At 33.3% G+C, this 21,347-nt stretch carries 20 protein-coding genes and 4 tRNA genes; 1 reads left to right on the forward strand and 23 read right to left on the reverse strand.

The features are described from left to right. Window positions 1-20: 20 nt before the first annotated feature. The 21 genes from rpoB to BUE95_RS00890 all read right to left on the reverse strand — a co-directional run bounded on the left by rpoB (window position 21) and on the right by BUE95_RS00890 (window position 16,035). Window positions 21-3,833, reverse strand: a complete 3,813-nt coding sequence (gene rpoB / locus BUE95_RS00795; RefSeq protein WP_073580530.1) for a DNA-directed RNA polymerase subunit beta — start codon at window positions 3,831-3,833, stop codon at window positions 21-23. A 249-nt stretch (window positions 3,834-4,082) separates the two neighbouring features. Continuing rightward, window positions 4,083-4,454, reverse strand: coding sequence for a 50S ribosomal protein L7/L12 (gene rplL / locus BUE95_RS00800; RefSeq protein ID WP_026724869.1), 372 nt, complete (start codon window positions 4,452-4,454; stop codon window positions 4,083-4,085). Between the two features lie 54 nt (window positions 4,455-4,508). Further along, window positions 4,509-5,006 (reverse strand): 50S ribosomal protein L10, encoded by a 498-nt coding sequence (rplJ, locus tag BUE95_RS00805; protein WP_073580532.1) that lies wholly within the window; start codon window positions 5,004-5,006, stop codon window positions 4,509-4,511. Between the two features lie 22 nt (window positions 5,007-5,028). Beyond that, window positions 5,029-5,718, reverse strand: a complete 690-nt coding sequence (gene rplA / locus BUE95_RS00810; RefSeq protein ID WP_073580534.1) for a 50S ribosomal protein L1 — start codon at window positions 5,716-5,718, stop codon at window positions 5,029-5,031. Window positions 5,719-5,739: 21 nt separating this feature from the next. Beyond that, on the reverse strand, window positions 5,740-6,177 hold the full coding sequence (rplK, locus tag BUE95_RS00815; RefSeq protein WP_026724872.1) for a 50S ribosomal protein L11: 438 nt from the start codon (window positions 6,175-6,177) through the stop codon (window positions 5,740-5,742). 66 nt (window positions 6,178-6,243) lie between these two features. Then, window positions 6,244-6,795 carry a transcription termination/antitermination protein NusG gene (nusG, locus tag BUE95_RS00820; RefSeq protein ID WP_073580536.1) on the reverse strand — a complete coding sequence of 184 codons (552 nt, stop codon included), beginning with the start codon at window positions 6,793-6,795 and terminating at the stop codon, window positions 6,244-6,246. A gap of 8 nt (window positions 6,796-6,803) precedes the next feature. Then, window positions 6,804-6,998, reverse strand: a complete 195-nt coding sequence (secE, locus tag BUE95_RS00825) for a preprotein translocase subunit SecE (protein WP_073582330.1) — start codon at window positions 6,996-6,998, stop codon at window positions 6,804-6,806. 15 nt (window positions 6,999-7,013) lie between these two features. Continuing rightward, window positions 7,014-7,085 (reverse strand) — tRNA-Trp (locus BUE95_RS00830). A gap of 51 nt (window positions 7,086-7,136) precedes the next feature. Then, a complete protein-coding gene (gene tuf / locus BUE95_RS00835) occupies window positions 7,137-8,324 on the reverse strand; it encodes an elongation factor Tu (RefSeq protein ID WP_073580538.1) in 1,188 nt (395 codons plus the stop codon). A 56-nt stretch (window positions 8,325-8,380) separates the two neighbouring features. Continuing rightward, window positions 8,381-8,452: transfer RNA gene (locus BUE95_RS00840), tRNA-Thr, on the reverse strand. A gap of 75 nt (window positions 8,453-8,527) precedes the next feature. Next, window positions 8,528-8,609 (reverse strand) — tRNA-Tyr (locus BUE95_RS00845). Window positions 8,610-8,640: 31 nt separating this feature from the next. Continuing rightward, a tRNA-Thr gene (locus BUE95_RS00850) sits at window positions 8,641-8,714 on the reverse strand. 92 nt (window positions 8,715-8,806) lie between these two features. After that, window positions 8,807-9,109 (reverse strand): ribosome hibernation-promoting factor, HPF/YfiA family, encoded by a 303-nt coding sequence (gene hpf / locus BUE95_RS00855; protein WP_073580540.1) that lies wholly within the window; start codon window positions 9,107-9,109, stop codon window positions 8,807-8,809. Between the two features lie 34 nt (window positions 9,110-9,143). Continuing rightward, window positions 9,144-10,037: a tyrosine-type recombinase/integrase gene (locus tag BUE95_RS00860; protein ID WP_073580541.1), complete on the reverse strand. Its 894-nt coding sequence runs from the start codon at window positions 10,035-10,037 to the stop codon at window positions 9,144-9,146. Between the two features lie 69 nt (window positions 10,038-10,106). Then, entirely contained in the window at window positions 10,107-10,301 is a 195-nt protein-coding gene (gene rpsU / locus BUE95_RS00865; RefSeq protein WP_073582332.1) for a 30S ribosomal protein S21, read from the reverse strand. Window positions 10,302-10,373: 72 nt separating this feature from the next. Next, window positions 10,374-11,543 carry an acyl-CoA dehydrogenase family protein gene (locus BUE95_RS00870; RefSeq protein ID WP_073580542.1) on the reverse strand — a complete coding sequence of 390 codons (1,170 nt, stop codon included), beginning with the start codon at window positions 11,541-11,543 and terminating at the stop codon, window positions 10,374-10,376. A 35-nt stretch (window positions 11,544-11,578) separates the two neighbouring features. After that, window positions 11,579-12,457 (reverse strand): ComEA family DNA-binding protein, encoded by an 879-nt coding sequence (locus BUE95_RS00875; protein ID WP_073580543.1) that lies wholly within the window; start codon window positions 12,455-12,457, stop codon window positions 11,579-11,581. 10 nt (window positions 12,458-12,467) lie between these two features. After that, the gene (locus tag BUE95_RS13710) at window positions 12,468-12,623 is read right to left on the reverse strand and encodes a hypothetical protein (RefSeq protein ID WP_200778594.1); all 156 of its coding nucleotides are present in this window, start codon (window positions 12,621-12,623) and stop codon (window positions 12,468-12,470) included. Then, window positions 12,620-14,440, reverse strand: a complete 1,821-nt coding sequence (locus BUE95_RS00880) for a sodium-dependent transporter (protein WP_073580544.1) — start codon at window positions 14,438-14,440, stop codon at window positions 12,620-12,622. The genes BUE95_RS13710 and BUE95_RS00880 overlap by 4 nt, the downstream gene beginning before the upstream one ends. A 78-nt stretch (window positions 14,441-14,518) precedes the next feature. After that, a complete protein-coding gene (locus BUE95_RS00885; protein ID WP_073580545.1) occupies window positions 14,519-14,740 on the reverse strand; it encodes a PspC family transcriptional regulator in 222 nt (73 codons plus the stop codon). Between the two features lie 26 nt (window positions 14,741-14,766). After that, window positions 14,767-16,035, reverse strand: a complete 1,269-nt coding sequence (locus BUE95_RS00890) for a DUF2851 family protein (RefSeq protein WP_073580546.1) — start codon at window positions 16,033-16,035, stop codon at window positions 14,767-14,769. Window positions 16,036-16,101: 66 nt separating this feature from the next. On the opposite strand from BUE95_RS00890, the gene BUE95_RS00895 reads away from it, so the two are divergent. Then, window positions 16,102-17,790, forward strand: a complete 1,689-nt coding sequence (locus BUE95_RS00895; RefSeq protein ID WP_073580547.1) for a GLPGLI family protein — start codon at window positions 16,102-16,104, stop codon at window positions 17,788-17,790. A gap of 125 nt (window positions 17,791-17,915) precedes the next feature. Here the strand turns inward: BUE95_RS00895 and BUE95_RS00900 are convergent, their stop codons facing one another. Both BUE95_RS00900 and BUE95_RS00905 read right to left on the reverse strand, forming a co-directional pair. After that, the gene (locus tag BUE95_RS00900) at window positions 17,916-19,277 is read right to left on the reverse strand and encodes a pyridoxal-phosphate dependent enzyme (RefSeq protein ID WP_073580548.1); all 1,362 of its coding nucleotides are present in this window, start codon (window positions 19,275-19,277) and stop codon (window positions 17,916-17,918) included. 84 nt (window positions 19,278-19,361) lie between these two features. Further along, on the reverse strand, window positions 19,362-21,266 hold the full coding sequence (locus BUE95_RS00905; RefSeq protein WP_234977615.1) for a putative porin: 1,905 nt from the start codon (window positions 21,264-21,266) through the stop codon (window positions 19,362-19,364). Window positions 21,267-21,347 lie beyond the last annotated feature (81 nt).

Raw genomic sequence — 21,347 nt, forward strand, 5'->3', positions numbered from 1 at the left:
AAGCCGCTCCCGGGATAAATTTATTCTTCTAATCTGATGTCTAATCCAAGTCCCTTTAATTCATGCATCAATACATTGAATGATTCTGGTAATCCTGGCTCTGGCATAGTTTCTCCTTTAACGATTGCTTCGTAAGTTTTAGCTCTACCAATAACGTCATCCGATTTAACAGTCAAGATTTCTCTTAGCGTACTTGATGCTCCATAAGCTTCAAGTGCCCAAACCTCCATCTCTCCAAAACGTTGACCTCCAAATTGCGCTTTACCTCCTAAAGGTTGTTGCGTAATTAATGAATATGGACCAATAGAACGTGCGTGCATTTTATCATCAATCATGTGTCCTAATTTCAACATATAGATAACACCCACTGTTGCTGCTTGATGGAAACGTTCTCCTGTTCCTCCATCATACAAATAAGTATGACCAAATCTCGGAATTCCTGCTTCGTCTGTTAGTGCATTAATTTGATCAATCGTAGCTCCATCAAAAATTGGTGTTGCATATTTTTGACCTAATTTTTGTCCAGCCCATCCTAATACAGTTTCATAAATCTGACCAATATTCATACGAGATGGTACTCCAAGTGGATTCAATACGATATCTACTGGTGTTCCGTCTTCTAAGAATGGCATATCTTCATGACGAACGATTTTTGCTACAATACCTTTATTTCCGTGACGTCCAGCCATTTTATCACCCACTTTCAACTTACGTTTCTTAGCGATGTAAACTTTAGCAAGTTTCAAAATACCTGATGGTAATTCGTCTCCCACAGTAATAGTAAACTTCTCTCTTCTTAACCAACCTTGTAAATCATTTAATTTGATTTTATAGTTGTGAATTAAGTCATTTACCATAGCATTAGTATGATCATCTGTAGACCATTGCCCCTTTGTTAAATGAGCAAAATCTTCAACAGCTTGTAACATTTTTTTAGTGAACTTTTTACCTTTTGGCAATACTTCTTCACCTAAATCATTCATAACGCCTTGTGAAGTTTTTCCGTCAATGATAACAAATAACTTTTCAATTAATTTGTCTTTTAATTCATTGTATTTAACTTCAAACTCGTTCTCTAATTTATCAACGTCTTCTTTATCTTTCGAACGTTTTCTCTTATCTTTTACAGCTTTCGCAAATAATTTTTTATCCAAAACCACACCATGTAACGATGGAGAAGCTTTTAATGAAGCATCCTTGACATCTCCTGCTTTATCCCCAAAGATAGCTCTTAAAAGCTTTTCTTCTGGTGTAGGATCTGACTCTCCTTTTGGTGTAATCTTTCCAATTAAAATATCGCCAGGCTTAACCTCTGCTCCTATTCTAATCATTCCGTTTTCATCTAAATCTTTTGTAGCTTCTTCAGAAACGTTTGGAATATCATTTGTTAACTCTTCGTTACCTAATTTAGTATCACGAACTTCTAATGTATAATCATCAATGTGCAATGAAGTAAAAATATCATCACGAACTACTTTTTCAGATATTACGATCGCATCCTCGAAGTTATATCCTTTCCATGGCATAAATGCCACTTTCAAGTTTCTTCCGATAGCCAATTCGCCATTTTGAGTAGCATACCCTTCACACAATACTTGTCCTTTTTCAACTCTATCCCCTTTTCTAACGATTGGTTTTAAGTTGATACAAGTACTTTGATTGGTTTTTCTATACTTGATTAATTGATACGTTTTTTCGTCTGATTCAAAACTAACCATACGCTCTTCCTCAGTTCTGTCATATTTGATAGTGATTTTATCAGCATCAACATATTCAACAGTTCCACTACCTTCAGCATTAATTAATACTCTTGAATCAGAAGCAACTTGTCTTTCTAGTCCTGTTCCAACAATTGGAGCCTCTGGACGTAACAATGGAACAGCCTGACGCATCATGTTTGATCCCATCAATGCACGGTTCGCATCATCATGCTCCAAGAAAGGAATCAAAGAAGCTGAAATAGAAGCAATCTGATTTGGAGCAACATCGGTATAATGAACTACGGTTGGCTCAACTACAGGGAAGTCTCCTTCCTCACGAGCAATAACATTACTTGCGGTAATTTTACCAGTAGCGTCCATTTCAATATTAGCCTGAGCAATCATTTTTCCTTCTTCCTCCTCAGCACTCAAATAAACAGGAGTTGACTCTAAATCTACCACACCATTGGTTACCTTACGGTAAGGTGTTTCAATGAATCCCATACCGTTAACTTTAGCATATACTCCTAAAGATGAAATCAAACCAATGTTTGGCCCTTCAGGGGTTTCAATAGGACAAAGTCTTCCGTAGTGCGTATAATGAACGTCACGAACCTCGAAACCAGCTCGCTCTCTAGATAAACCTCCAGGACCAAGGGCAGATAAACGACGTTTGTGTGTTATCTCAGCCAATGGATTCGTTTGATCCATAAACTGTGATAACTGATTGGTTCCAAAGAAAGAATTAATAACCGATGATAATGTCTTAGCATTAATCAAATCAATAGGTGTAAACACCTCGTTATCACGAACATTCATTCGCTCACGAATTGTTCTAGCCATACGAGCTAAACCAACACCAAATTGTGCTGATAACTGCTCACCAACGGTTCTAACACGACGGTTTGATAAGTGATCAATATCATCAATCTCAGCTTTTGAGTTGATTAATTCAATCAAATATTTAACAATAGTAATGATATCTTCTTTTGTTAAAACTTGTTTTTCCATAGGAATATCAAGGTTTAACTTTTTGTTCATTCTGTAACGACCAACTTCACCTAAGTTATAACGCTGATCAGAAAAGAATAATTTATCTATAATACCACGAGCCGTTTCCTCATCAGGCGGTTCCGCGTTACGTAATTGTCTGTAAATATGTTCAACAGCCTCTTTTTCAGAGTTTGTTGGATCTTTTTGTAACGTATTGTGGATAATCGTATAGTCAGTAGCGTTATTGTCTTCTTTGTGTAAAAGAATTGTTTTAACGTCTGCTTCAATTATTTCTTCGATATTATCTTTGTCAAGAATTGTATCTCTATCAAGGATAATTTCATTACGTTCAATTGAAACCACTTCACCAGTATCTTCATCAACGAAATCTTCATGCCAAGTGTTTAAAACACGTGCAGCAAGTCTTCTTCCAGCATATTTTTTGATACCCGTTTTAGATACTTTAATTTCTTCAGCAAGGTCAAAAATTTCCAAGATATCTTTATCTCTTTCAAATCCGATAGCTCTAAATAAAGTGGTAACAGGTAATTTTTTCTTTCTATCGATATACGCATACATTACGTTATTGATATCGGTAGCAAATTCAATCCATGATCCTTTAAAAGGAATAATTCTAGCAGAATATAGTTTAGTACCATTAGCATGAAAAGATTGTCCAAAGAATACCCCTGGCGATCTATGCAATTGAGATACAACAACACGTTCAGCTCCATTGATAACAAAAGTACCGCTTGGAGTCATATATGGTATTGTGCCTAAATAAACATCTTGTACTATAGTTTCAAAATCTTCATGTTCTGGATCTGTACAATATAACTTAAGCCTAGCCTTTAAAGGGACACTGTGTGTTAGACCTCTATCAATACACTCTTCGATAGTATATCGAGGTGGATCAACAAAGTAATCAAGAAACTCCAACACAAAATTATTTCTTGTATCAGTTATTGGAAAATTTTCCATGAAGGTATTATACAGTCCTTCGTTGCCTCTTTCATCAGATTTTGTTTCTAGTTGAAAAAAATCTTTAAACGATTTCACTTGAATATCTAGAAAATCTGGATATTGTGGAATGTTTTTTGTTGAAGCAAAATTTAATCTTTCAGTCTGATTAGCAATCATCAATGGATAAAATTTTGATTTAAAAAAAGTAATTTTTTGTGTAAATACACCGTTGTAACAATACTTCCTTTTTTAATAACCAATACATCTTTAAAATAAACCAGGAAAGACAGTTTAATTTTTTTCTTCGTATTGATTAAGTTGTATGTGAAAATAAATAAAATATTAATTTTCTTATACGAAAAAGGGTTTAGGTCTTTGAGAGCGAATCTCAAGACCTAAACCTAGCTTTTAGACCTTAGTTATAGCTTATTTAAGCTCAACTACAGCTCCAGCCTCTTCTAATGCTTTCTTAAGACCTTCAGCCTCATCTTTAGAAACTCCTTCTTTAACATTAGTTGGAGCAGCATCTACTAAATCTTTTGCTTCTTTAAGACCTAAACCAGTTAATTCTTTAACTGCTTTAACAACTCCTAATTTAGAAGCTCCAGCATCTTTTAATACAACTGTAAATTCAGTTTGCTCAGCTGCAGCACCAGCATCACCACCACCTGCAGCAACTACAACAGCTGCAGCAGCAGGCTCGATACCATACTCATCTTTTAATATTGTTGCTAATTCGTTAACTTCTTTAACTGTTAAGTTAACTAATTGTTCTGCGAATTGTTTCAAATCTGCCATTTTTCTATCGTTTAAAATGTTTTGTAAAAATATAATTTATTAAGTGCGTACTTATTATTCTGCTCCTTCTTCCTTGTTAGGTTGATTCTGAAGAGCTGAAATAACTCTTTGAGCAGGTGATTGTAATAATCCAATAATTTCTGCGATAACTTCTTCTTTAGATTTAATAGCAACTAAACTATCTAATAAATTATCACCAATGAAAATTTCTTGGTTAATGTAAGCTCCCTTAAAGATTGGTTTCTCACCTTTCTTACGGAATTCTTTAATGATTTTTGCTGGGCCATTAGCGGTGTCAGCAATAAACATAGAAGTGTTTCCTTTAAGAACTGATGCTAAATCACCATAGTCGTTATCAGAAGCTTCCATTGCTTTTTCTAACAATGTGTTCTTAACAACTTCTAATTTAATACCAGCTTTAAAACAAGCTCTTCTTAAGTTTGAAGTAGTATCTGCATCAAGTCCTGAAATGTCTGCTAAATAAACAACATTTACATCCGCTAACTGTGCAGTTAAATCTTCAATAGCGATTGATTTTTCTTCTCTAGTCATACTAAAAATTTTTAACTACCAATTATACTGCTTTAGGATCTAAAGCAATAGCAGGACTTTGTGTACTTGATATATGAATAGACTTAATATAAGTACCTTTAGCTGCAGTTGGTTTTAATTTGATTAATGTTTGAACGATTTCGTGTGCATTGTCATAGATTTTATCAGCATCAAAAGATACTCTACCTATTCCAGCGTGAACGATACCAGTTTTATCAACTTTGAAGTCAATTTTACCAGCTTTCACTTCTTGCACCGCTTTAGCAACATCCATAGTTACAGTTCCTGTTTTAGGGTTTGGCATTAAACCTCTTGGACCTAAAACACGCCCTAATGGACCTAATTTACCCATAACAGCAGGCATAGTGATGATCACATCAACATCTGTCCAACCATCTTTAATTTTCTGTAAATAGTCGTCTAAACCTACGTGGTCAGCACCAGCAGCTTTAGCTTCAGCTTCTTTATCTGGAGTAACTAATGCTAATACTCTAACATCTTTACCAGTTCCATGAGGTAATGTTACAACCCCTCTTACCATTTGATTCGCTTTTCTAGGATCTACACCCAACTTAACTGCGATATCAACAGACTCATCAAATTTTGCAGAAGCAACTTCCTTAATTAATGCAGATGCATCTCTTAAAGAATAAAGTTTGTTCTTCTCAATTTTTGCTGCAGCCTCTTTTTGCTTTTTTGTCAATTTTGCCATTGTCTAATTTCTTTTTAGAGATTAAAAAGGAGCATTTCCTGTTACTGTTATACCCATAGATCTAGCTGTTCCAGCAATCATACTCATAGCTTTTTCAATTTCAAAAGCATTTAAGTCTGCCATTTTGTCTTCAGCAATAGTTCTAATTTGATCCCAAGTAACATTTGCTACTTTTTTTCGGTTAGGTTGCCCTGAACCAGACTTTAATTTTGCCGCTTCTAATAACTGAATCGCAGCAGGTGGCGTTTTAACAACAAAGTCAAAAGACTTGTCTTTATACACAGTAATTTGTACTGGTAAAACTTTGCCAGGTTTATCTTGCGTTCTAGCATTAAATTGCTTACAGAACTCCATGATGTTAACCCCAGCAGCCCCCAAAGCAGGTCCAACCGGTGGCGATGGATTCGCAGCACCTCCCTTAACTTGTAGTTTAACTACTTTACTAACTTCTTTTGCCATTTTTAAAAAAATTTAGCACATCTATCAATTGGAAGCGATTGATGTGATTTATATATGTAACGAAAATTATACTTTTTCAACTTGCATAAAACTTAACTCCAATGGCGTTTTTCTTCCGAAAATTTTAACCATAACTTCAAGTTTACGCTTTTCTTCATTAACTTTTTCAATAGTTCCATTAAAACCATTAAAAGGGCCATCGATAACTTTTACAGTTTCACCAGCTGCATAAGGAATAGAAACACTATCTTCTTTAACAGATAATTCATCTACTTTTCCTAACATTCTATTTACCTCAGATTGTCTTAAGGGAACTGCATCTCCACCCTTAGTCTCACCCAAAAAACCAATAACACCAGGAATTGATTTGATAATATGAGGAATTTCTCCAGTTAAATTAGCTTCAATCATTATGTAACCAGGAAAATATACTTTTTCTTTAGCTATCTTTTTACCATCCTTAACTTGAACAACTTTTTCAGTAGGAACTAAAACTTGAGAAATATAATCTGCCATACCTAAACGCGCAGTTTCTGTCTCAATGTAAGCTTTAACTTTATTTTCCTGACCGCTTACAGCTCTTACCACATACCATTTATTCACATTATTGTCAGCCATTCTGGGTATTATTTTATTATGTTAAAAAAACCTTCAAGAGCCTTAACAAATAACTCATCAACACCCCATGTTAACAGAGCGAAAACAACTGAAAATATAGCAACAATAATTGTCAAACGCTGAACTTCAGACCAAACAGGCCAAGTAACGTTTGATTTTAATTCTTGAAATGCTTCAGATATGTAATTAACTACTTTTGTCATCTTAATCTTTATTTGCACGGGCGGAGGGATTCGAACCCCCATCAATGGTTTTGGAGACCACTATACTAGCCCTTGTACTACGCCCGTTTGTTAAAAACCAGCAGCGAACTGCTGGTTTTAATTATTATCGACTTATAATTAGTCTAAAATTTCAGTAACCTGACCAGCACCTACTGTTCTACCACCCTCACGGATAGCGAAACGTAAACCTACTGATAAAGCGATAGGACTTAACAAAGTAACATCAATTGTTAAGTTATCACCAGGCATAACCATCTCTACACCAGCTGGTAAAGAAATAGTACCCGTTACGTCAGTTGTACGTACGTAGAACTGTGGACGGTAGTTATTGTGGAATGGAGTGTGACGTCCACCTTCTTCTTTTTTCAAGATATACACCTCTGCCTTAAAGTGAGCGTGTGGCTTAACAGATCCTGGCTTAATAATAACCATTCCTCTTTTAATATCTTCTTTAGCGATACCTCTTAATAACAAACCTACGTTATCTCCAGCTTCACCTCTATCAAGAATTTTACGGAACATCTCAACTCCTGTAATTGTAGAAGTTAATTTTTCAGCCCCCATACCAATGATTTCAACAGCATCACCTGTATTAGCAACTCCAGTTTCAATACGACCTGTAGCAACAGTTCCACGACCTGTAATTGTAAATACATCCTCAACTGGCATCAAGAAAGGCTTATCAACATCACGAGCTGGTAACTCAATCCAATTGTCAACAGCTTCCATTAAGGCTAATACTGTGTCAACCCATTTTGGCTCACCATTTAAAGCTCCTAAAGCAGAACCTTGAATTACAGGACCATTATCACCATCATACTGATAGAAAGATAATAAATCTCTGATCTCCATTTCTACTAATTCTAATAATTCAGCATCATCAACCATATCCACTTTGTTCATGAATACAACCATTCTAGGTACACCTACTTGACGACCTAAAAGGATGTGCTCTCTAGTTTGTGGCATCGGACCATCTGTAGCAGCAACTACTAAGATAGCACCGTCCATTTGAGCAGCACCTGTAACCATGTTCTTTACGTAATCCGCGTGACCTGGACAGTCAACGTGAGCGTAGTGACGATTAGCTGTAGAATATTCTACGTGAGATGTATTAATAGTAATACCTCTTTCTTTTTCTTCTGGAGCATTATCAATTTGATCAAATGATTTTGCTTCTGATAAACCTGCATCAGCTAATACTTTAGTAATTGCAGCTGTTAACGTAGTTTTACCGTGGTCAACGTGTCCGATAGTTCCAATATTTAAATGGGGCTTCGAACGATCAAAGGTTTCTTTTGCCATGATTTAATAATTTAATCTTAGTTATATATTAGTGTTCAAAAATAAACTTCTTTAAGAGCCAATGACGGGAATTGAACCCGTGACCTCTTCCTTACCAAGGAAGCACTCTACCCCTGAGCTACACCGGCTAATGTAAATCAGAAGTTAGAAACTAGAAATTAGAATTTTAAAAAATCCTAAAGTTCAAATTCTAAATTCTTTTGTGGGGAGAGCAGGATTCGAACCTGCGAAGACGTAGTCAGCGGATTTACAGTCCGCCCTCGTTGGCCGCTTGAGTATCTCCCCAAACCTTTTATACTTATTTGCTTACAACTTGAGCCGATGGAGGGACTCGAACCCACGACCTGCTGATTACAAATCAGCTGCTCTAGCCAGCTGAGCTACACCGGCAAATTAAATATAAAAAGTCCGCTATTTCTAACGGACTGCAAATGTATATAATTTATTTTTGAATCAAAACATTTTTAATGTTTTTTTTAATTTTATAAATGGGCTCTTAATTTTTCCTTGCGCTTTAAGATAACTCGCTCAAGAGAATCTACAGACAAATCCGCTGCCTCCTCAAAACTCTTAGCAGTCTTCTTTACTAAAAACTCATCTCCTGGTACATTAATTTTTATTTCAACCGTCTTATTCTCCTTATCACTAGTATTTTCAAGCCTTAAAAAAACTTCAGAAGAAACAATTTTATCATAGTATTTCTCCAATTTATCCATTCGCTCCTGAATAAAATCTACCAACTTCTTATCAACATTGAAGTTTACCGCTTGGACATTAACTTTCATAATCTTATAATTAAAAGGTTATACAAATGAGTAATTATTTACTTCTAGGATGAGCTTCTTTATATGTTTTTTTTAACTCAGCCAAACTGCTGTGTGTATAAATCTGAGTAGAAGACAAACTAGAATGACCTAACAACTCTTTAACTGAATTTAAATCAGCCCCATTATTCAACAAATGCGTTGCAAATGAATGCCTAAGGACATGTGGACTTTTTTTTGTTTTTTGTGACACAGTACTAAAGTAATCATTTATCAAAAGATACACAAACGATTCACTAACTTTATTTCCGTTTTTTGACAAAATTAACAACTCAGTATCCTTAATTTTTTCCAATTTAATTCGATCTTCTTCATAAACTTTAATCAACTCTAAAGTGGAATCCAACAATGGTATCAAACGTTCTTTATTACGCTTACCAACAACCTTAATGTTTTTTTGAATGAAATCAATAGCATTTAATTTAAGATTTATCATTTCAGCCCTTCTAATTCCAGTCGTATAAAACAACTCTATTATCAATCGATCTCTTTTTCCTTCAAAATCATCTGAATAGACATTAAACTCAAACACATCTTTCAACTCTTTTTCCGAAAAGGGAATCTGAATTTTCTTTTCAACCTTCAACGACCTATGTTTCAACAGAGGATTAGTTTCTATTTGCCTAATTTTTAAAAGAAACTTATAAAAGGATTTTAACGAAGAAATTTTACGGTTTACAGAGCTAGAAGTAAGGTTGTTTTCAAACATAACAACTATCCAAGTTCTTATTTGTGTATAACTTACGTCTTCCAATCTCAATTTATCATGAAACTCCCATATATATCCTTGAAAGGACGTTACATCTGCCACATAAGCCCGCACGGTTAAAGCAGAATAATTTTTCTCCTTAATCAAATAATCTTGATAAAATTGCACAATTGATGTCATAAAAAAAACCGATAGAAACAAAGTTAAACTTTATTAGCTATCGGTTGATATAGTTATTCAAAAAAAATACTAACTTTCTAAGTTGTCTTTCATGTTTTGAATATAAGCCGCTTTTTGAATCTTAGCTCTGTTTAAAACAGATGGCTTAATGAAAGCTTGACGAGCACGTAACTGACGAACAGTACCTGTTTTATCAAATTTTCTTTTATAGCGCTTTAATGCTCTATCGATATTTTCTCCGTCTTTAATTGGTATAATTAACATAATATTGACACCTCCTCTCATTAAGGGTGCAAATGTATTGATTTAATTTGAAACTAAAAACAAAAAAATAATTTATTTAACCGCTGGCTTATAATTCTGGTTGTCAATTATCATTTTTGATAAAATTTCTTTTAGAATCTCAGATGTTCCTCCTCCAATAGGACCTAATCTACTATCTCTCAACAAACGTGCTAATGGATATTCTTCCATGTAACCATATCCACCTAACATTTGCAAACAACTATAAATAGCCTCATCAGCTACTTTTGTAGATTTTAACTTTGCCATTGTTGCTTCCTTAACCACATATTCTCCCTTGTCTAAACGAGCTACAGCAGCATAATTAAAAATCTTACAGTGTTCCACTTCTGTCGCATGTTCAACCATCGTGTGTCTTAATGCTTGAAATTTATTAATTTTTGTTCCAAATGCCTCACGTTGAGACATATATTCAATAGTATAATCAATAGCGTATTCTGCCCTTGCATGTGCATTAATAGCCATAATTAAACGCTCTAAAGCAAAGTGTTGCATAATGTATGGAAAGCCTTTTCCTTCTTCTCCCATTAAATTTTCAAGAGGAACTTCTACATTATCAAAAGCCAACTCAGCAGTATCAGAAGCTCTCCATCCTAATTTATCTAATTTAGTTGCTGAAATTCCTGTTGTTTTTGCATCAACCAAAAAAATACTAACACCTTTATTTCCTAACTCCGGACTTGTTTTAGCAGCTACCACATAGTAATCCGCATAAACACCATTAGTTATAAAAGTTTTCGAACCAGTTATACAATATTTATCACCTTTTTTTATGGCTGTTGTTCGCATACCTGCCACATCACTTCCTCCAAATGGTTCCGTAATACACAGTGCTCCTATTTTTTCACCAGCAATACTTGGAACCAAATATTCTTGCTTAATTCTTTCATCTCCTTCAGCATTCAAATGTGTCATAGCTAAATATGCATGTGCCCACATTGCCGCGGCAAAACCAGATGATTTTACTTTTTGAAGCTCTTCTAAAAAAACAACCGTATAAAACAAATCTAAATTCAATCCACCATAAGCTTCTGGGTAATTCAAACCAAAAAAGCCCATTTCACCAAATTTTTTCCAAATAAAACGATCAATCGTCCCTGTTTTTTCCCATTTCTCTATGTGAGGTACTACTTCTTTATGTAAAAAATCTCTAAAGCTTTTTCTGAATAATTCGTGTTCTTCTGTGAAATACATTGAATTCATATAATGTGTAATTGTATTGTTTATTGATGTTATTTTTAAAAAATCAAATATAAGGCGATTATATTTATTTTTTCGTTAGGCATTCCCTTAATTTTTGTTAAATCCTCAATACCACTTATTCCATTATTCATGGTTCGGTATATCACAATTTCTTTGGCTAAGTTGTAATTAAAATAAGGAAACTTTGACAGCTCTCGCAGCGACAAATCATTAATAGCTATTTTCTTTAACCCATTCTGACTTTTAATGGAAAATCTTTTACCTAGGTCTAACAAGGCTTCTGGACTAATTCCCCAAATATATTGAAATTGCTCCATACTAACGAAACAGCCCAGCTTTTCTTTTTCCTGCAAAATCTTGTCAGCTAATTTTTCTCCAATGCCATAAACCGCAATCAAATCTTCTCGTGTAGCCGTATTAATGTCTTTTTGAATAATCTTTTCTTTTTCTATTGGTAAAAACTTTTGAAACTTTTCTGAAGTAGCATCCATTTTATTTTTAACCCAATATGGAAACTTAAAATAAGGACTGATCTTTTCCAAAAAAGCTTCCGAAACCTGGGTCACTTGCTGAAATTCTTCTGCAGAATTTACAAATTTACCTTTTTTTCGAAAAGCATGTAAACGGTCAATTTCCTGAACTGACATTCCTAACTTATACCCTTTGTAATCGGTGATGTAATTGGGATTAAACGGATAGATAGTGTCCTTTTTTGTTACTTGAGCATGCTTTAAACTATCAATTTCATACTGCACTGACAACCAAGCCTTATCTTCTGAATGATGGTTAACAGAAATAAAGTTATCCTTTAGAAAAAAATAACCTAACTGAACTAAAATAAGGATTATAAACAACAAAAAAATCCCACTTCTGTGTTCTCTTGAAAACAGGAAGTAGGATTTTATTTTTTTCATTTTTTAAATATTAATCGTTTTTACGAATTAACTCATCATCATTATCCTCAAAAGAATCAGGCTCTTTTACCGGTGGAGTTGTAAGTACTTTATAGAAAAAGAAACCTGTTAAACAAATAACAATTCCTTGTGCTAATACCATTGTAATTAATGCCGCTGTATTCATAGTGTAGCTCTCCCTTCTTTAACACGTTTCTTGTAAGCAACGTAAACAATTATTGAAATAAATATAAAAAGTGTCAACAACAACATTCTTCCTATAAACTTATATAAGGTGTTGTTAGTAAAATTTCCTTCAGCAATTGGAGCTCCAGGTTTAATTACATCCCCAACTTGTACTGTTACTTGTTGATTTAAAGCTGAGTCAAATTTATACTCCTTTGTATCATTAAACTTCTCAAGTAAAACCTGATTCGATTTTTTATCAAACTTTTTTCTCTCATTTTGAAATTCAAATTTCACATAATCCGGTCTTACCTCAATGACTTTAGCTGGAACCTGACCAGAGCTTTCAAAATTCTCTGCATAGTAGTTTACTGCAAACCACTCTTTATTTCTCGTATCTTTATTTTGAACTTGATCTATCCAATCGGGTATACTAGTTACTAAAACGGCCCCAAGTAACAAAGGAGTAATGATTAAAATTACATACTTGTAAAATTTAGGTAATTTTATATCCGCACCTTTATTAATTTCTTCCCAACCTCTATTGATACCAAAAATATAAGAAAACAAGACGGTTTCTAAAAACGCAAACACAACCAAACTTACAGTTCCAGCCCAATAATCATACTGATCAAAAACACCTTGGTTATAGAAAATTACTGTAGGTAAGCCCATTATTAAAGCTAATGCTCCAAATGAACAAGCTCCTTTATTTTTAGACCACCCAAATTCATCTGACATAAAGCCCATCCAAGGAGTTCCCATTGCCAATGAAGAAGTTATTCCAGCAAAAAATAAAAGTCCAAACCAGAACACACCAGCTAAAATAGCAATTACACCACCCCATTGTTGAAATAAATAAGGCATCGTTTGAAAAGCCATACCAAAACCAGCATTTTGAATAACCCAATCCAATCCTAAATACCCAGCTGCAATTGGAATTACGATCAAAGAACCTAAAACCACCTCTACAAACTCATTCATAAAACCAGCTGATACCGCATTTAAAGCCACGTCATCTCGTTCTTTCAAATAAGCTGCATAACAATGTATAGTTCCCATTCCTACTGACAGGGTAAAGAAAATTTGCCCAGCAGCTGCTAACCATACTTTAGGATTCGCCAAAGAATCAAATTGCGGTGTCCATAAAAAATTCAAACCATCCCAAGCATTCGCATTAGGAAATATTTCAGATGCGCCACTAGTCCCAAGAGTCACACCTCTTACAGCTAAAATAACACCAAACAAAATTAATAATGGCATTCCGATTTTAGCTACTTTTTCAATTCCTCCAAGACCTTTAGACAAAATCCATGTATTAAGCAAAAGACAAATAATATAAAAGATTACTGCCTCATATGGAATACCAGTAGTTGAATGTGAAATATCTACATACGAATTAAAAAATCCAGCAACATCAGCCTGACTCATTCCATCAAATGTTCCTATAATTGAATGATAGACATAAGACATCGTCCAAGATTCTATATAACAGTAATATGCCGCAACTGCAATATTGGTAAAAATCCCAAAAACACCTATGTATTTCCAAATACGTCCTTTTGCCATCGTATCTAGTATGTAAGGCGTACTATGATTACCAAATTTCCCACCAAAACGGCCTGTCGACCATTCAATCAACAATAAGGGGATACCCATTAATAAAAAACATACTAAATAAGGAATAATAAATGCACCACCTCCATTTTGAACTGCCTGAACTGGAAATCTTAAAAAATTCCCTAATCCGACAGCATTTCCGGCCATGGCTAAAATAAGTCCAATACGTGAACCCCATGATTCTACTTTTGCAGTCATATAAATAATTTGGTTGTTAAAGCCTCAAAGATAAGAAAAGTATCTAAAATTCAAATAAAACTTACATTTAATGAAATTTTACAAGTCAAAAACTGAACTTCTTTTAGTTTTTATCATATCTTTTAACTTTAATAGAAATGCCAAAGTAAGATACAATCCAAACCCCAAACCCACTGTAATAAAAGAAATGTAAATAAAAAATAAACGAACATTAGTCGCTCGCATACCCAAACGATCCGCAAATCGAGATGCCACAAAAAAACCGTGTTTTTCAAAAAAATGCAATAAGTTTTGAATCATTTCAGCTATTTTATTCAAAAATACGATTATTTTTTAAGTATAAAATATCCAATATCACAATTTAAACACTTTTTGTTATCACAATATTTATTTTTTAATTGTAATAAAGCTTGAGATTCATAAACATTTTTCGATTCGATTCCGAAAGACTGAAACTTCTCGATAATCGTATTTTGCTCTGATGGTATAGCAATTACTAAATCTATTAATTCTTGAGCAATCTCTTTTTTCTGACTTTGAGCAAAAGCAAATCGCAATGGAATAATAGTATTTATTATTATCAATTCAATAAAGGATTTAGAAAGTTTTTTTATCTTCTTTGAACTTTCCTTATCAAAATTGTAATGGGTTTCCCAATACATACTAACTCCTACATTAAAAACCTGATACAATTGATTTATACTACTACTTTGTATCAAAATTGAAAAAAGATTTTTTCGATGAAAATACAAATTAGCCAATTGCACTAAGCGAATGGTTGGGAAATTATCTGGGCGATGTTTGAAAAACTCCACAGAGCCAACTACTTTAATATTCAGTTGATACTTCTGAACTAAGTAATAATAGGAATTCTTTATTTCTTTCGCGTAACTATCCTGAAAATCATGAGAAAGTAAATTCGCTTTTCCTAACAATAAGGACTCTAAGGATTCTAAGGAAAATGATTCTTTACGAACAACTGAAAATGGAATCGATTTAGCAATTTTAAAGAAAATTTCTCCATTAGTATTCAATCCAAAATTTTTAGCCAAAAGGCAAAATAAAACAGCCTCCCAATCCTGATTTAACTCCTTTAATAATTCAAAAATCAATTGAGATTTTTTTTCTAAACGCTCAAAAAATAAACGTTCCTGCCATTTTTTGAGGATAAAATGATCAACACTTCCAATTTGATTTTCACAATAAATCCAGGATTTCTGACTAATTAAAGATTGATATTTATGCAAATCCGAAAGCGCAACATATGCTTTGAGTTCTAACGTTGGAATTTCAGAATTATCTTTTCTAAAAATTGGCACATCATGTTCCCAAACGACATGTAAAATAACGGAATCATAATTCGAATCTTGCTCGTGGTGATGTATATACCAATCTGATGACTTGAGATGAATTTCAACATTTCCAGCCCATTTTTGATTTCCGATAATCAATTGCGCATTAAAAAAATCAGGCCCAGTAAGTTGTAAATATTGACCCGAATTGAGAATCTGAATAGATTCCCCTTTTGTGGTTTTTAAATTGACAATATCAAATTTCTTGAATTGCCACAAGTGGTGCAAAAAATCTTCTTTCATTCTGTATGGCGTATATAACTGAAAAACAAAGATAAAAAATTATATTTGCGGAACAACCCAACTTTTATGAAAAAATTTATAACCATCTCTTTATTAAGTCTTTTTACGTTTGCGCAATCTCAAACCGATACAAAACCACTTAAAGGATTCAAAATTACCTATACTAGAAGTTCAAACGGGAAGCCCATCGAAAATCAAGATGCTATTTTTGTCTTTACAAATGCAATTGAAACTTTAGTGACAACTGAAAAAATGAGCGCTGGAAAAGCGGAATTTCCATTCGAACAAACGTTAATAAATCGTTCTGAAAATAAAATGGTTCAGGTGACCCAACTCAAAAAAGAAAAATCAGTTACTACGGTTGATAGTATTTCTTTAGAGAAACAAAACTTCGAATTCCTTCCAGACACCAAAACTATTTTGGGCTATAAATGTCAAAAAGCAAAAACTATAATTAATTCAAATACCTTTGAACTATGGTATACCAATGAATTAGAAGTGAAAGGAGCACCAACAACATTAGGACAAAATATTGGTCTGGTTTTGGAAATGGTTCGCAATGGAAATTTTGTGATTTCAGCTACTAAAATAGATAAAATGAAATCCGTTAATCCAAGTTTAGAATTGCAAAAGAGTACAACTAAAAGCCCTATTTTAGATGGATTGACTTATAAAGACTTAGTTTGGAAAAACCGTTTTACAACGATTAAAGTATTTGAAAATGAAATCATTAATTTTTCAGAAGCTTCCAAATCAAATGATAGCATTTTGCGATTTGCAAACGGAACTATCATTTTGAAAAAAATCACTTTTCCTGAAATTAAAAAAGGAAATTTAATCTTTTTAGACTTAATAGAACAATCTAATGGTGATGCCTATGACAGAACGGGTTCCGTTTTCATGATTCCGCAAGATAAGAAACAATCGTTTTTAGATGGCTTGCAAAATGGCGCTAAAACATTGCCTATTTATGAAAACGGAAATGGAAAGCAATATCAAGGTATTGTAGCAACTCCAGAATTTTCTCCTATTATTGAATTGATGCGTTTTTTTACACCATTCGGAATAAAGCAATACAATTACATTCAATTGAAAGACAAAACTTGGCACGAAATTGTTCCTTACAGAATGGACATTACCGATTTAAAACCAAATTTATCAGGAAAAACCGTTTATGTAGGAACTTTTATTGGTAATTATGATAAAGGCGGACATAAAATTTCGATGAACATCACAATTAATCCAAGCGAAAGTTCTTTGGATAAAACTAATATTTCTACTCCGTTATTCAACACGACAAACGTAATGGAAATGGCAGGACAAGAATATGCGACAATGTTCAATCATGAGAAAGGATTGGAAGTTACATTCACATTAGATAAAAAAATCAAAAATGCTAAATTGCGCTATATAACTACTGGTCATGGTGGCTGGGAAAACGGTGACGAATTTGTTCCAAAAAGAAATACCCTTTTTTTTAACGGAAAAGAAGTATTTTCATTTATTCCATGGAGACAAGATTGTGGTGGCTACCGATTATTCAATCCAGCATCCGGAAATTTTAATGATGGTTTATCATCATCTGATTTGAGTCGCTCGAATTGGTGTCCAGGAACCGCAACGAATCCGATTTATATTGAATTAGGAGATTTGAAAGCGGGAACACATACCATACAAGTAAAAATCCCACAAGGTCCAAACGAAGGTGGAAGTTTTAGTGCTTGGAATGTTTCAGGTGTTTTACTAGGAGAATAATTTGGAATAGAAAAAATTGTTCAAAAATAACCGCAAAGTTCGCTAGGTTTAAAGCAAAGTTCGCAAAGTTTTTATTGCGTTCTTAGCGATTTCTTAGCGCTCTTTGCAGTTAAATAAATTTAATATTATTTTATCGAATTGATAATATCATGTTTTGTAATGATATGATGTTTTCCGTTTCCTAAATCAATTAAAACAGCTTGATTTTCTTTGGTGATTAATTTAGAAACTTCTTCTACTGGCGTTCCTAATTTAACAATTGGAAATGGTTTGCCCATTACTTCACGAATTGGTCGTTCCGCTGTATTTTTATCCGTGATATAACTTTGGAATAAATCCGATTCATCAACAGAACCTACAAATCCATTTACATCAACTACAGGAATTTGAGAAATTTTATATTTTCTCATTCTTTCGATAGCGTGCGAAACTAATTCTTCGGTACGTACAATTACTAATGGTTTTTCAATATGCTCTTTGATTAAATCTTCTGCTTTAGTGATTTCTTCTTCAAGGAAACCTCTTTCGCGCATCCAATCATCGTTAAACATCTTTCCAACATAACGGCTTCCAGAATCGTGAAATAAGACCACAACTACATCTTCTGGACCAAAATGTTCTTTTAACTGCAATAAACCCTTTACGGCGGCTCCAGCGGAGTTTCCAACAAAAATTCCTTCTTCTAAAGCAATTTTTCTGGTATAAACGGCTGCATCTTTATCAGTCACTTTTGTAAATCCGTCAATTAATGAAAAATCAACGTTTTTCGGCAAAATGTCTTCACCAATTCCTTCTGTGATATACGAATAAATTTCGTTCTCGTCAAAAATTCCAGTTTCGTGGTATTTTTTGAAAACCGAACCATACGTATCAATTCCCCAGATTTTGATATTTGGATTCTTCTCTTTTAGATACTTTGCAGTTCCAGAAATTGTACCACCAGTTCCAACACCTACAACAAAATGTGTAATCTTGCCTTCGGTTTGTTCCCAAATCTCTGGCCCCGTTTGTTCGTAATGCGCAATTGCATTACTTGGGTTATCATATTGATTTACGTACCAAGAATTTGGAATTTCTTCACCTAATTTTTTAGATACCGAATAATAAGAACGGGGGTCGGTTGGTTCTACATCAGTTGGACAAACGATTACTTTTGCACCAACGGCACGAAGAATATCTGATTTCTCTTTTGATTGTTTATCCGAAATCACAAAAATACATTTGTAACCTTTAACGATTGCAGCTAATGCTAATCCCATTCCGGTATTTCCTGAAGTACCTTCAATAATAGTACCTCCTGGCTTTAATCTCCCATCTGCTTCAGCATCTTCAATCATCTTCACAGCCATTCTATCCTTCACAGAATTTCCAGGATTGAAAGTTTCAACTTTAGCTAAAACCAAAGCATTCACTTCAGCAGTAACTTTATTTAATTTAACTAAAGGGGTATTACCAATAGTTTCTAATATATTTTTTGCGTATTTCATCTGACTCTTTTAATTATTTTGCAAAGATAGTGTGAATTTTAGAAATAAAAAATCGAACCATAATAAAGCTTTTTGTATGAATTTCTACTGAAAGAAATTCCAAACCAAACCAAATCGAATCATAAAATCACGATAAGGATAATTAGGGGCAGTATAAAAATTATAACCTGTAATTGAAGAATTAAAATGCTCTGCTTTCAGAAAAATACGAGTCTGTCTAATTTTAGCATTAACAAAAAAATCTAGCATGGGAAAACCTCCTATTTTAGTTTCATTCTGAACATAAAACTCACCTATCAGTGGATTATAATCATTTGCATAATATTTTGTAAAATATTGAAAAGTAATACCTGTTTGAAGCAACATCGCCTTTTTAAAAACATAATCAGTAAAGTACAAAGTATTACGTGTTACAATTTGAGGAACATTTACTATATCAGCAGATTGATTCACCTTTTGGTATAGCAAAGTATTATCTAAGGCAAATTTCCAAAATTTGATTTCTTTATCAACTTTGATTGAAAAATAATTAATTGTTTTATCATACTGAACTGGTTGAACTAAAAGCTCACTAATATCATTAGTAGTATTATCAAAAAACAAATAATCATTTAAAATTTTATAAGACGTAGAAAGATTTAACCATTTCGTTTTTGCAGAAAAATCAAATTGATTAAGCTTCTCAGTATTAAAATTAGTAAACCAATTGTAATTTACATAACCACTTTGATAAAGGGTATAATTCAAATTAGGCAAACTATTTAACTTTTGATACTTGAAAAAAAACTCATAATCATCATTCAACTTGTAACCAGCATTTGCTTCAACAGAAGAAATAGATTGATTCGTTAAGGATTGAGAAACATGTAATTTAACATTAAATTGATTAATTAAATAAGAATAGTTAGCACCTAACATATTTATCTTATCAGAAATAGAGCTTGGAACAGCTATTGCTCCATTGGAGTCATAAACCACACTATTGTAGTAATAATTATAGTTATTATCATCAATAAAGAACTCTAAATCACCATAATTCTGTGTGCTGTAGGCAATCCCTAATTTATTATAAAGATGATTGTATCTTGTTTTATTATTAATAGAATTCGTAAAACTAGATCCAAATCGTTCATTTATTGTAGGTTGAGAAAATTGAAAAAACTTATATTCTTGATTAAATTGATGCTTAAAAACTAAACTATTAGTCTTAAGCTTACTTAATTTAAAAGAATGATCAACAAAAAAACGATTACCCTTTAAAAGAGATACAGCATCGGTAAAATAAACAGCAATTCGCTCCCTTTCATTAAAAGGTTCTGTGCTTCCTTCAAACTCTTCTAAATTAACAATTCCACCATTTTCTTGATTAGAAATATCCTGACCAGCAAAATGAGCATTTAAATTATAACGTTTATCAACCGTAAAGTAACTAGTCGTAAATCTAAAATTTCCAGAGCTCGTAAGGTTATTAACATATTTTCCAAGAGAACGTAATCCTTTATAGGCAATTGAGAAATTAAGATTTGGTTTTGTATTAACCGTTAAAAAAGCATCCAAAGCCTGCCCCTGCTCCATAACCGTTTTAAAATATAATTCAGTCAAAGGTGTGGGCACAGAATAATAACGAATATCACTAACCTCTTGATAATTAAAATGCTTAGCCTTAAAACCAAAATTTGGTAACACACTCTTAATACTTAATCCAAAATCGAGAGTAGCATAAGTATGACCTTCATTAGAAAAGGGCAATAACCCAAAAATATCTTTTCTAAGCAAATTGTATTTATACTCACTTTGAATCGATAAAGTAGTATCTACAAAAGTGGTATCTTTTTCTAGTGTATATATTTTATAAAGGTCAATATCAGGTTTAATGACATTAAAAGATGTGGTATCCTTTACTGCATTATTAGATTTTGAGGGTGCCGAAACACCAAATCCTTGCCCTTTTATAGTATTACGTTGAGATAAAGAACTAGAAAAAAACAAAAGGAAAAAAATAATAAAATTGAGTCTAATCATTTCAGAAATAAAAAACAAAAATAAGATGAAAAATTAGTTAAAAACTAA

This window comes from Flavobacterium cucumis (assembly GCF_900148835.1).
Lineage (GTDB): Bacteria > Bacteroidota > Bacteroidia > Flavobacteriales > Flavobacteriaceae > Flavobacterium > Flavobacterium cucumis.

Excerpts from the sequence above, each read along its gene's own strand:
- rpoB (WP_073580530.1), bottom strand. The coding sequence starts at position 3,833 with ATGATTGCTAATCAGACTGAAAGATTAAATTTTGCTTCAACAAAAAAC.
- rplL (WP_026724869.1), bottom strand. The coding sequence starts at position 4,454 with ATGGCAGATTTGAAACAATTCGCAGAACAATTAGTTAACTTAACAGTT.
- rplJ (WP_073580532.1), bottom strand. The coding sequence starts at position 5,006 with ATGACTAGAGAAGAAAAATCAATCGCTATTGAAGATTTAACTGCACAG.
- rplA (WP_073580534.1), bottom strand. The coding sequence starts at position 5,718 with ATGGCAAAATTGACAAAAAAGCAAAAAGAGGCTGCAGCAAAAATTGAG.
- rplK (WP_026724872.1), bottom strand. The coding sequence starts at position 6,177 with ATGGCAAAAGAAGTTAGTAAAGTAGTTAAACTACAAGTTAAGGGAGGT.
- nusG (WP_073580536.1), bottom strand. The coding sequence starts at position 6,795 with ATGGCTGACAATAATGTGAATAAATGGTATGTGGTAAGAGCTGTAAGC.
- secE (WP_073582330.1), bottom strand. The coding sequence starts at position 6,998 with ATGACAAAAGTAGTTAATTACATATCTGAAGCATTTCAAGAATTAAAA.
- tuf (WP_073580538.1), bottom strand. The coding sequence starts at position 8,324 with ATGGCAAAAGAAACCTTTGATCGTTCGAAGCCCCATTTAAATATTGGA.
- hpf (WP_073580540.1), bottom strand. The coding sequence starts at position 9,109 with ATGAAAGTTAATGTCCAAGCGGTAAACTTCAATGTTGATAAGAAGTTG.
- BUE95_RS00860 (WP_073580541.1), bottom strand. The coding sequence starts at position 10,037 with ATGACATCAATTGTGCAATTTTATCAAGATTATTTGATTAAGGAGAAA.
- rpsU (WP_073582332.1), bottom strand. The coding sequence starts at position 10,301 with ATGTTAATTATACCAATTAAAGACGGAGAAAATATCGATAGAGCATTA.
- BUE95_RS00870 (WP_073580542.1), bottom strand. The coding sequence starts at position 11,543 with ATGAATTCAATGTATTTCACAGAAGAACACGAATTATTCAGAAAAAGC.
- BUE95_RS00875 (WP_073580543.1), bottom strand. The coding sequence starts at position 12,457 with ATGAAAAAAATAAAATCCTACTTCCTGTTTTCAAGAGAACACAGAAGT.
- BUE95_RS13710 (WP_200778594.1), bottom strand. The coding sequence starts at position 12,623 with ATGAATACAGCGGCATTAATTACAATGGTATTAGCACAAGGAATTGTT.
- BUE95_RS00880 (WP_073580544.1), bottom strand. The coding sequence starts at position 14,440 with ATGACTGCAAAAGTAGAATCATGGGGTTCACGTATTGGACTTATTTTA.
- BUE95_RS00885 (WP_073580545.1), bottom strand. The coding sequence starts at position 14,740 with ATGATTCAAAACTTATTGCATTTTTTTGAAAAACACGGTTTTTTTGTG.
- BUE95_RS00890 (WP_073580546.1), bottom strand. The coding sequence starts at position 16,035 with ATGAAAGAAGATTTTTTGCACCACTTGTGGCAATTCAAGAAATTTGAT.
- BUE95_RS00895 (WP_073580547.1), top strand. The coding sequence starts at position 16,102 with ATGAAAAAATTTATAACCATCTCTTTATTAAGTCTTTTTACGTTTGCG.
- BUE95_RS00900 (WP_073580548.1), bottom strand. The coding sequence starts at position 19,277 with ATGAAATACGCAAAAAATATATTAGAAACTATTGGTAATACCCCTTTA.